The organism is Acetatifactor sp. (assembly GCF_982438285.1).
Genome location: NZ_CEWDFQ010000071.1, coordinates 1 through 11473, shown reverse-complemented (window position 1 = coordinate 11473; position 11473 = coordinate 1). Strand labels below are relative to the sequence as shown.

General features: G+C 49.0%; 11 protein-coding genes. All 11 read right to left on the bottom strand.

Translation table 11 applies throughout. The features are described from left to right. Positions 1-477 (bottom strand): stage II sporulation protein M (locus AC1WIP_RS05410; protein WP_481140861.1); only part of this gene is annotated, 477 nt, incomplete at its 3' end. A gap of 176 nt (positions 478-653) precedes the next feature. Continuing rightward, positions 654-1193, bottom strand: a complete 540-nt coding sequence (locus AC1WIP_RS05405; protein WP_318709567.1) for an NUDIX hydrolase — start codon at positions 1191-1193, stop codon at positions 654-656. Position 1194: 1 nt separating this feature from the next. Continuing rightward, positions 1195-2481, bottom strand: a complete 1287-nt coding sequence (locus tag AC1WIP_RS05400) for an aspartate aminotransferase type Ic (protein ID WP_481140860.1) — start codon at positions 2479-2481, stop codon at positions 1195-1197. 58 nt (positions 2482-2539) lie between these two features. Beyond that, positions 2540-3886, bottom strand: coding sequence for a glycoside hydrolase family 28 protein (locus tag AC1WIP_RS05395; protein WP_481140859.1), 1347 nt, complete (start codon positions 3884-3886; stop codon positions 2540-2542). Positions 3887-4001: 115 nt separating this feature from the next. Beyond that, positions 4002-5549, bottom strand: a complete 1548-nt coding sequence (gene rny / locus AC1WIP_RS05390; RefSeq protein ID WP_481140858.1) for a ribonuclease Y — start codon at positions 5547-5549, stop codon at positions 4002-4004. 182 nt (positions 5550-5731) lie between these two features. Further along, on the bottom strand, positions 5732-6361 hold the full coding sequence (locus AC1WIP_RS05385) for a regulatory protein RecX (protein WP_318702858.1): 630 nt from the start codon (positions 6359-6361) through the stop codon (positions 5732-5734). Positions 6362-6372: 11 nt separating this feature from the next. Continuing rightward, positions 6373-7446, bottom strand: coding sequence for a recombinase RecA (gene recA / locus AC1WIP_RS05380; RefSeq protein WP_481140856.1), 1074 nt, complete (start codon positions 7444-7446; stop codon positions 6373-6375). A 527-nt stretch (positions 7447-7973) separates the two neighbouring features. Then, positions 7974-9215: a competence/damage-inducible protein A gene (locus AC1WIP_RS05375; protein WP_481140855.1), complete on the bottom strand. Its 1242-nt coding sequence runs from the start codon at positions 9213-9215 to the stop codon at positions 7974-7976. A 55-nt stretch (positions 9216-9270) separates the two neighbouring features. Further along, a complete protein-coding gene (gene pgsA / locus AC1WIP_RS05370; RefSeq protein ID WP_481140862.1) occupies positions 9271-9825 on the bottom strand; it encodes a CDP-diacylglycerol--glycerol-3-phosphate 3-phosphatidyltransferase in 555 nt (184 codons plus the stop codon). A 1-nt stretch (position 9826) separates the two neighbouring features. Then, positions 9827-11155 carry a 30S ribosomal protein S12 methylthiotransferase RimO gene (gene rimO, locus AC1WIP_RS05365; RefSeq protein WP_481140854.1) on the bottom strand — a complete coding sequence of 443 codons (1329 nt, stop codon included), beginning with the start codon at positions 11153-11155 and terminating at the stop codon, positions 9827-9829. A gap of 65 nt (positions 11156-11220) precedes the next feature. Further along, a complete protein-coding gene (rpoZ, locus tag AC1WIP_RS05360) occupies positions 11221-11463 on the bottom strand; it encodes a DNA-directed RNA polymerase subunit omega (protein ID WP_318702851.1) in 243 nt (80 codons plus the stop codon). Positions 11464-11473: the final 10 nt, after the last annotated feature.

Below are 11473 nucleotides of genomic sequence, written 5' to 3'. Positions count from 1 at the left end.
ATTTAAAAAGTTTTCAAAAACGCAGCCCGCCAGTACTGCCAAAACAATAAACGCTAAATGCACCATGCGTTTCGGCACCGTCATATTCCCTTCTATGTAAACTGTATTTCTGAAATAAATGCTTCTGCAGAGGCTTTCACACCAAAGGAGCAGCGCCAGCATGGCAGGCACATACAAGAGATACTGGGGCATCACACCTGTCAGGGCAAACAAAATTCCTTTCATGCCATAGCGTATCACAAGGGCCGACAGGAATGCCCCCGCCGCCATGCCGTACCAGAGCGTCATCCCCAGGCAGACCGCAAGCCCCAGATAAGTAGTGGCTAACACAGCCAGAATCAGCAATGTACCCATCCTCTGTTTTAACACATAATAAAAAAGAGCATTGCTGTTTACGGTCATATATTTCATATGGTACAATGCGTATTCGTCCAATAATCCCGTATTTTCAAGCAAAATGCTCTTTCCTATATTCATAATAAAAATTCCCGCCAGAATTCCTGTAAGAAAAACAGGGAGAAGGGGAAGTTTCCCCAACCCTGTATTTCTTTCCGAGATATGCAGCATATTCCGCACCGCCTTGTCTAATAAACCTTCACGCCTTACATGACAGTTTATTCTATGCTGTGTGGAAAGCAAACATGATTCCCTTTTTAGTCTGCGGAATATTTTGCGGCATAGGTCATAATGCCGCAAATGGTTTTGGCATCCTGAATTTTACAGTCAAATATCATCTGCTTCAGCTCTCCTACCGTGTATGCCTCCACATTGATAAATTCATCTTCATCCAGATGCTGTTTCCCCGGCTTTAAATCCCTGGCCACATAAATATCAATTTTCTCATTGCAGAAGGCAACTGTTGTAAAGATGGAGGTTAAAAGCTCCAGATTTTCACAGGTATATCCCGTTTCCTCCTCCAATTCCCGCTTTGCCGCCACATCGGTGGGCTCCTGTCTGCCGTTTAAGCCCCCGGCTGGAATCTCCAGGGTTTCCCGCTCCAGCGCATTGCGGTACTGGCGAACCATAAGCAGCCTGCCATCCTCTTTGACAGCCACCACTGCCGCAGCTCCCTTGTGGTCAATCAAATCCCATTTTGCAATATTTCCGTTTGGAATCTGCATGGTATCCTGATAATAGTCGATAATGGCACCCTTTGCCACCAGCTCTCTCTTGATACGCTTAAAATTTTCCATCCTACTTCTCCTCAAGCAGCTTCTCTACACTTACCAGCTTCACGCACAGCACAAACAGCTCTGTAGCCATTTCCATTTCCTCCGTGGTCGGGAAGGTGGGCGCTATGCGGATGTTGCTGTCCTTGGGGTCTTTCCCATAGGGATAGGTGGCGCCTGCGCCGGTAAGCACCATGCCAGCCTCCTTGCATTTGCTCACAATGGCCTTAGCACATCCCTCCATGGCGTCAAAGGAAATAAAATAGCCGCCGTTTGGCCTGGTCCACTGGCCAATGCCCAGTCCTCCCAGCTCATTGTCCAAAATGCGCAGCACAGTTTCAAATTTGGGACGCATAATCTCCGCGTGCTTTCTCATATGAGCCTTCACGCCCTCATAATTTTTAAAATAACGCACATGGCGCAGCTGGTTGATCTTGTCATAGCCGATGGTCTGAATGGTCATGCTCTTTCTGATGGCGTCCAGATTGGCTTTGGAGGACGCCACTGCCGCAATTCCTGCTCCCGCAAAGGTCACCTTTGAGGTGGAGCCAAATACATATACCATATCGGCATTGCCTGCCTTCTCACATTCTGTAAGAATATCCAATATCTCATCCTGCCTGTCGTCATACAGATGGTGAACCGCATAAGCATTATCCCAGTAAATACGGAAATCCGCCGCTGCAGGCTTTAAGGCTGCAAAGCGCTTTACCGTTTCATCTGAATAGGAATATCCCTGGGGATTGGAATATTTGGGTACGCACCAGATTCCTTTTATGCTCTCATCCTGTGCCACAAGGCGCTCCACCATATCCATATCCGGTCCATTTGGGGTCATGGGAACGTTGATCATTTCAATGCCGAAGTATTCCATAATGGAAAAATGTCTGTCATATCCCGGAACAGGGCAGAGAAATTTTACCTGATCCAGCTTGCACCAGGGAGTGCTTCCCAGCACGCCGTGAGTCATAGAGCGGGCAACAGTGTCAAACATGATCGTCAGGCTGGCGTTGCCGCAGACAATCACATTGTCGGCATCCACTCCCATAATATCGGCCATCAAACGCTTTGACTCCGGTATGCCGTCAAGAACGCCGTAATTGCGCACATCCACGCCGTCCTCTGTCCTCATATCGCTTTCAGAATTTATCACATCCATAAAGTCCATAGCCATATTCAACTGGGCTATGGAGGGCTTGCCTCTGGACATATCCAGCTTTAATCCCTTTCCCTTGGCATCCTCATAAGCCGCGGCAAGCTGTGCCTGCAGTGATAACAGTTCTTCCTTACTAAGCTCCTGATACGCTTTCATGTTTTCTCTTCCTCTCATGCCTTATTGGATAATCGTATACAATCATACACTCCGACTATCATACTATAAGCGACGGTATTTCACAAGAGGAAAATTCAATTTTTTTACAATTTATCAGCTCCACTTCCTCCGTCCACATGGAAAATCCTTCTCCCGAACGTCTGATCACGCAGTCAAAAGCCCTCATGCCGTTTATATGCCTTCCGTAAAAATAAGGAATGCCGTGGGCATACACTCCATAAAGAGAGGGCTGCTCATCAAAGGGGATTTCCTTCTGTGTACCCTGCCTGATCATTTCGATCCGCACATGATCCATGCTGATATCCTCCACAGGGCACTCCTCCTCCCCGGCGATAAAAATGCAGGATTCGGATTTTAAGTAGATATGGTCAAAGGAAACGCGCCGGATAATGCCGGGAAAATCTTTCTTTTCGTTCCTGTAGGTGGCGCTGATAAAAAAGGGCTCCCCTTTTCCCCACCATCTTCTCTGGGGCGCATCCGCATATCTTCTCACCGCCCCTGTCAGATGATGCACATGGATATCCTCCACAGTGCCTCCGTCCCGCACCCAGATACCCACTGCTCTGGAGCAGTCCTTGATGATGCAGTCTCCAAAGGAAATATTACGGATTACCCCGTGCGTCTCTGTTCCCACCTTCAGCGCAGAATCATGGGAATGCAGCACACATCCTGTAATCACCACATTTTCACAGGCTCCGTACCTTGCTGCCATGGGCTTTGTAGATTTCACCACAATGGCGTCGTCCCCGGATTCAATCATGCAGTTGCTGATTACAACGTCCTGACAGCTGTCCGGGTCGATTCCATCATTATTGGCCCCTCGCACTGCATTGAGAATCCGGATATTATGAATACGCACATGACGGCCCCCCGCCATATGCAGTGTCCAAAAGGCAGCATCCTTCAGGGTTACATCCCTCACACTGAGATTTTCCACATCCTCAAACAAAATCAGCCTGGGACGAAAATCAGCCACACACATAGGACTTTCCGCATACCCGCCGTCTGCGCCGTCATCATAGAAAACCTTCTCTCCCTGTCCGTAAATCATGCCGTCGCCGGACAAAGAAATATTTTCTCCATGGATAGCGCCCAAAAAGCAGCCTCCCTCCCAGCCGGTGGTCTCATTGTCATCGTCCACCTGGGTCATAAAGTCGTCAATGTCCTCCTTGTTCAGGCTGGAAATCAGCACCGCTCCCATCTCCAGGTGCAGATCCACATTGCTTTTGAGCTGGATGGAACCGCTCATATACCTTCCCGCCGGAACCGTCACTCTTCCTCCTCCGCTCTCCCAGCACAAATCTACCGCCCTTTGAATGGCCTTTGCGTTATTGGTAACGCCGTCTGCTACAGCCCCATAATCCATAATGTTAAATTCTCGCATATTGACCCTCATTTCTACATTGTAATAAAAAACCGCTGTACCTATAAAATACAGCGGTTTTGATTCCTATGAAATTTTTCAAGTCAAAAACCGTCACGGCAGCGCTGCCCATTGACTATTTTGCATAATCAATAACACGGCTTTCGCGGATTACATTTACCTTAATCTGTCCGGGATACTCCAATTCAGCCTCAATCTGCTTGGAAATATCACGTGCCAAAAGAACCATATCGGCATCTGAAACCTGCTCCGGCACCACCATTACACGAATTTCGCGACCTGCCTGAATAGCAAAAGATTTATCTACGCCTTTGAAATTGTTTGTTATATCTTCTAATTGTTTTAATCTGCTAGTGTAGGTTTCCAATGTTTCCCTTCTAGCTCCCGGTCTTGCAGCGGATATTGTATCAGCAGCTTGTACAATACATGCAATCAGGGAAGTGGGCTCTACATCGCCATGGTGAGATTCCACCGCATTGATAACGGTAGCATTCTCCTTGTATTTCCGGCAAAGCTCAACGCCCAGCTGGATATGAGAGCCTTCCATCTCATGATCCACAGACTTGCCGATATCGTGGAGCAGACCTGCTCTCTTCGCAAGCCTTACATCCAGTCCCATCTCGGCTGCCAGCAGACCCGACAGCTGTGCTACCTCGATAGAATGCTTCAGCGCATTCTGTCCATAGCTGGTTCTGAATTTCATCTTACCCAGCAATTTTACGAGCTCAGGGTGAATACCATGTACACCGACCTCCAAGGTCGCTGCTTCACCCTCTTCCTTTATCATTACCTCTACTTCCTTTTGTGCCTTTTCCACCATCTCTTCGATTCTGGCGGGATGGATACGTCCATCGACAATCAGTTTTTCGAGGGCAATTCTTGCAACCTCGCGACGAATCGGGTCAAAGCCCGACAGTATAACCGCCTCGGGTGTGTCGTCGATAATCAAATCCACACCTGTCATGGTCTCCAGGGTACGGATATTGCGTCCTTCACGGCCAATAATCCTTCCCTTCATTTCATCGTTTGGAAGCTGTACAACGGAGATTGTGGTCTCAGAGACATGATCTGCTGCGCATCTCTGAATTGCTGACACAACATACTCCTTTGCTTTTTTGTCTGCTTCTTCCTTGGCGCGACTCTCCATTTCCTTGATCATCACAGCCGTTTCATGTTTTACTTCATCTTCAACAATTTTCAATAAGTAGTCTTTTGCCTGTTCAGAGGTTAAACCTGAAATTCGTTCCAGTTCCTGTACTCTTTGCTCATTCAGTTTGGAAACTTCATCCTTCAGCTTATTTAAGGATTCTTCTTTTGCCGCCAAACTTGCTTCACGCTTTTCAATGGCATCAGCCTTTTTATCGATGTTCTCTTCCTTCTGCTGTACTCTGCGCTCATAGCGCTGAGCCTCTGCTCTTCGTTCCTTGATTTCCTTGTCAAGCTCATTTTTGGTGCGAATGGACTCTTCCTTCACCTCAAGCAGCGATTCGCGTTTCTTTGTCTCTGCAGTCTTAAGCGCTTCATCAATAATTTCCCTTGCCTTGTCCTCTGCATTGCCAATGGTTGCAGCCGTGACTTTTTTCTGATAAGCCGCTGTTACAACAGCGGTAATAGCAGCTGTTACAAGGATGCTGACCAATGCTGTGATCACATAACTAAGCATCTACAGGAGCACCTCCTTATTTAATTTTCATTGTACACTGTGGCTGCGGAAGGTTCCTCCGCAGCTTATCATAGAATGTATGTACATGCTCCCAAAGGAGCGCTGAAAACATTCTAACAAGCAATTTACAACAGTTAAATTTTAAACTGAAACAGTTGTTATGTCAAGTATTTGTAAATTATTTATTCCATATCCAGCTCTGGGAAGGAGCGCATAACCTTGCTTATCTGTTCTCCAGAAAAGCCCTTCCGCCCCAAAAAGGCATAAATCCGCTGTTTTTCCCTATAGTCAGCCGTTTCAGGGTCGTACCGCTTCTTTTCCAGCAGACGCCGGATCATAGCCTGCTCATCCTGCTCTCCCCCCTTGCTTTCCCACTCCTTCCATGCCTTTTCCATTGTGGCTCTGTCAATGCCCCTGCCTGCCAGGTCCTGCTCGATTCTTCTGCGGCTTCTGTCCTTTTCATGACAGGTGATAAAGTCCACTGCGTACCGCACGTCATCCGTATACCGGAAGGATGCCACATATTCCATAGCCTGGTCAATCACCTGCTCAGGATAAAATCCCTCCCTCAGCTTTTCACGCAGTCTGGCGGTGGTATACTCCCGGTTTTTCAGCAGATTCATGGCACGAAGCTTTGCCCGCCTGGGCAGCACCTCCTCCATGATTCTCTGATAATCCTCTCCGGCCAGCGCTTCCCCCTGGCGCACCCCGTAAAGGCGGAGCTCTCCTTTGTATAAAACAAAGGAGAGCTCCTGATCAATATAAACCTTACTGCGGTTCTTTGATATCTCCACAATCTGTGTCACTGTCATCTCTGCCGCCCTTATTCCGCCGCCTTACTCCTTGCGGGCTTAGCTTCCTTTTTCTCCTGTGCAGCCGCCTCTTCGCTGTGGTCTCCTGCGCCGTCCAGTCCAAAATGAGCCCGTACCTTCTGTGCAATCTCCTGACACACTTCGGGATTGTCCTTCAGGTACTGCTTTGCATTTTCACGGCCCTGGCCTATCTTGCTGCCATTATAGGCATACCATGCTCCCGATTTGTTCACTACATCAATGCTTGCGGCCAAATCCAAAATATCTCCCGTCATGGAAATACCCTCTCCAAACATAATGTCAAACTCTGCTTCCTTGAAGGGAGGCGCAATTTTATTTTTTACAACCTTTACACGGGTTCTGTTGCCGATCACTTCTCCGCCCTGCTTTAACGCTTCGATTCTTCTTACGTCAAGACGCACAGAGGAATAAAATTTCAGGGCACGTCCGCCGGTAGTGGTCTCCGGGTTTCCAAACATAACGCCCACCTTTTCACGCAGCTGATTGATAAACACAACGCAGCAGTTGGACTTGCTGATCACCGCTGTGAGCTTGCGCAGGGCCTGTGACATCAGCCGGGCCTGCAGCCCCACATGGGAATCCCCCATATCCCCGTCAATCTCGGCTTTCGGCACCAGCGCAGCCACAGAGTCCACCACCACAATATCAATGGCCCCGGAACGCACCATAGTCTCCGTAATCTCAAGCGCCTGTTCTCCGTTGTCCGGCTGGGAAATATACAGATTGTCAATATCCACCCCGATATTTTTGGCATAGACGGGGTCCAGCGCGTGCTCCGCATCTATAAATCCTGCAATGCCGCCTCTTTTTTGCACCTCCGCTATCATGTGCAGCGTTACCGTGGTTTTTCCGCTGGACTCAGGTCCATATATCTCGATGATTCTCCCCCTGGGAATCCCGCCCAGTCCAAGGGCAATATCAAGGCTCAAAGAACCGGTAGGAATCGTTTCTACATTCATCTGTGCGGAAGGGTCTCCCAGCTTCATAACCGCACCCTTTCCGTACTGCTTCTCAATTTGGCTCAACGCCGCGTCAAGGGCTTTGAGTTTTTCATCTTTTTCCATGAAGGTCTCCTTTTCATCCAGGAACAAACGTTCTGTTTTTATTAGGATAAAACATTTGTTCGTATTTGTCAACTCTTTTTTCTTCTTTTATATTACAGTACAATATGTACCATAAAACTCCCTCAAAGGCATCCCCCCTTAAATTTTTCTTCTGCTTCACTGAAATTCTTGGCGAAATGCCCGAACGTTAAGAAATATCAGATACTAAAAATGTATCACAAAACTGTCTTAAGGACAAGTGTTTGTGATACATTCTTAAAAATACGGGGCAGAATGTCTCTACCCAGCCCCAGGCAGTCAGAATTGGCTGTCATCTGCAGAAGCCTTAGTTGTTCTTAGAGGTGGCAAATTTGCGATGTGAGAAAAAATCCGCATGTTTGAGCGCAGCGAGTTCGGATTTTTTGAAACGAAATCAGCAAATTTGCCACCTCTTAGTGCAACTCGGCTTCGAAGCCGCAGCCAATCTGACTGCCTGGGGCTGGGGGAGCGCCCTTCTGCCCCGGCATTTTAAAAATCACCGTATCGGCTCAGCCATAGCGGCGGATACAGTCCCGTATCAGCGTCAACGCGCTGGCCACGGCGGCTTCTCTGACCTTCTGCCTGTTTCCGGTAAACACATACCGTTTTACTATGACCTTTCCCCTGACGCTGCAGGCGATATACACAAGCCCCACAGGCTTTTTGCTTGTGCCTCCCTCCGGGCCTGCAATCCCCGTGAGAGCCGCCGCCACGTCGGCCTTGCCCGAGCGGGCTGCGCCCAAAGCCATTTGGGCCGCAGTCTCGGCGCTCACGGCTCCATGCTCTTTTAACGTACTTTTCTTTACCTTTAAAAATTCATGCTTGGCTTCATTGGAGTAGGTGACAAATCCGGCCCTGTAAACATCGGATACGCCCGGAACATTCACCAGTTTTGCGGAAAGCATGCCTCCGGTGCAAGACTCCGCACAGGTTACCGTAAGCCCCTTTTTCTTAAGCAGCTCCACCACTGCCTGCTCCAGTGTGCACCCGGCCTTTGTACTGTAAACTGCATGGCCGAACCGCTTTTTCAGCTCCTTCACCACTGGCTTTATCAGCGCCTGAGCCTCCTTTTTTCCAGCCGCCCTTGCCGTTACCCGGATATGCACCTCCCCTGTCTTGGCATAGGTGGCGATGGTGGGATTGGTCTGGGTATCGATCAAATCCTTCACCATGATTTCCGCCTGGCTTTCAGGAATTCCACAGATTTTCACCGTTTTGGAGCAGATCACCTCAGGGCTTAGCCTGCGCAGGTAGGGAACTGCCTGCTCCTCAAACATGGGAATCATCTCTCCCGGAGGGCCCGGCAGCAAAATCACACGGCAGTCTTTGGCCTCCAGAATCAGTCCGGGCGCAGTACCGTTTTTGTTTTCCAAAACCAGGGCTCCCTCAGGAACCATGGCCTGCTTCCAGTTGTTTTGCGCCGCTTTTCTTCCGCGCTTTTGAAAGTAAGCCTCTATCGTCTCCTTTACCTGCTCAGAGAGCTTTAACTCTTTTCCCAATACCCGGGCCGCCGTCTCTTTGGTCAGATCATCCTCGGTGGGCCCAAGCCCTCCGCATACAATTACAATATCGGAGCGTTTCACTGCCTGGGACAGGGTTTCTCCCAATCTCTCCTCATTGTCGCCCACCACAGTCTGAAAATAGCTGGAAAGCCCAAGCTCAGCACATTTTTCCGCAAGATAGGCTCCATTGGTGTTTACAATATTTCCCAAAAGCAGCTCTGTGCCCACACAGACCAATTCCACCGTCATGTCACATCTCCCTTTCCGCTTTTTACGGCTTCCGCCTGCTTCTATTTTCTGCCCTCTATTTTGTATCCTTCATCACATCTTTATTCTTGATCAGGTAATCGATCAAGGAAATCACAGTAAGCGCCAGGGCAATCCACATAACGATCTGTGCAAGCAGCGAAAGTGCCGGAAGATTGGCAATCATCAGACACACCATGAGCATCTGGAAGGTGGTTTTGAATTTCCCCCAGTAGCTGGCGGCAATCACCACATGGTTATCGGAAGCAATGAGCCGAAAGCCGCTGATAATGAATTCTCTGCTGATAATAACGATTACCACCCAGGCAGGGATTCTCCCCATCTCCACCAAGGCAATCAAAGCCGCGCATACAAGCAGCTTATCCGCCAGGGGGTCCATAAATTTCCCGAAATTGGTCACAAGATTATATTTCCTGGCAATCTTTCCGTCAATCAAATCCGTCAGGCTTGCAATGATAAAGACGGCCAGGGAGATCAAGTCCGTTATGAAAGTGCTTTCACCGAACCATCCCGCATGTCCTCCCAGCAACAGAACCACAAAGGGAACGATCAGTATCATTCTGAAAATAGTCAGCTTGTTTGGTAAATTCATTTTACGCATGATATATTTCTCCAATCAAATCATATTCGTTGGACCCTGTCACCCGTACCTTGACAAAATCTCCGGTCATCAGGCTGGCGGAGGTGTTTACAAACAGATATCCATCCACGCCCGGGGCATCCTTGTAGGTTCTGCCCACATATACGTCCTCGTCCGCCACCTTTCCCTCGATCATCACAGTCAGTATCCGTCCCACCATGGCTTCGGCCTTCTCAAAGGCGATCTCCTGCTGAAGCTCCATCAATTCATCTCTTCTTGCTTCTTTTACGGACTCCTCAACCTGATCGGGCATCACCGCCGCAGGCGTATCCTCCTCCTGGGAATAGGCAAAGACTCCCAGCCTGTCAAATTCCATCTCGTTCACAAACCGGTACAGCTCCTCAAAATCCTCCTGGGTTTCCCCGGGGAAGCCGCTGATCAGCGTGGTTCTCAGACAAATGTCAGGAATCTTTTCCCGGAGCTTTTTGATCTGCCCTTCCAGCTCTTTTTTATTTGTTTTTCTTCCCATCCGCCGCAGAATGGAATCCGAGGCGTGCTGGATGGGAATGTCCAGATAATGGCAGACCTTGGGCTGTGTGGCGATGACCTGCACCAGCTCATCCGTAATCTCCTCCGGATAGCAGTAAAGCAGTCTGATCCAGGAAATGCCGTCGATTTCTGCCAGACGCTCCAGCAGTGTGGGCAGTGTCTTTTTTCCATATAAATCTACACCGTACAGTGTGGTTTCCTGGGCTACTAAAATCAATTCCTTTACGCCCTCTTCGGCAAGCTGCTCCGCCTCCTTAAGCAAGCTCTCCATGGGAATGCTGCGATAGCTTCCCCGCACCTTGGGAATAATGCAGTAAGTACAGTGCTTGTCACAGCCCTCTGCAATTTTCAAATAAGCGAAATGCCCGCCGGTAGTCACCACACGCTTTCCTTCCGCCACCGGCCTTGCATTAATATCCTCATAGTAATTTCGGGCTTTTCCCCCAAGGGCTTTCTCCACCGCATCTGCGATATCGGCAATAGCCATGGTGCCTATCACGGCGTCCACCTGGGGAATCTCCTTCTGGATTTCCTCCCGGTAGCGCTGTGCCAGGCATCCGGCGGCAATCAGCACCTGAATGCGCCCTTCCTCCTTCAGCTGGCTCATCTGAAGCAGTGTATTTATGCTCTCCTCTTTGGCGTCGCCAATGAAACAGCAGGTATTCACCACTACGATATCCGCCTGGTTTTCATCGTCCGTGAAGGCAAAGCCCTTCTCTGACAGCATCCCCAGCATCCTCTCCGAATCCACCAGATTTTTGTCGCAGCCCAATGACACAAACAATATTTTCATAAAACTTTTCTCCATAGACAGCAGAAAGGGCCGCCGCTCATACTTTCTCCGACAGCCCTAAAAAGCTACTCTTGTGTTTCTTCGTCGCCTAAAATTTTGATTTTTCCCTGATTGAGCTCCTCCACCGCTATGGAAAGGGGCTTCTTATCCTTGCCGTCCACCAGGGGCTCCTCTCCGGCAATAATCTGTCTTGCCCTTTTTGAGGTAGCCATCACTATGGAATAACGGCTGTTTACCACGGGCGCCTCTCCGGGCTCCACGTCGCTGTTTACTACCTTCATTAAATCGGAATAAGATGGATGTAACATTATTCTGCTC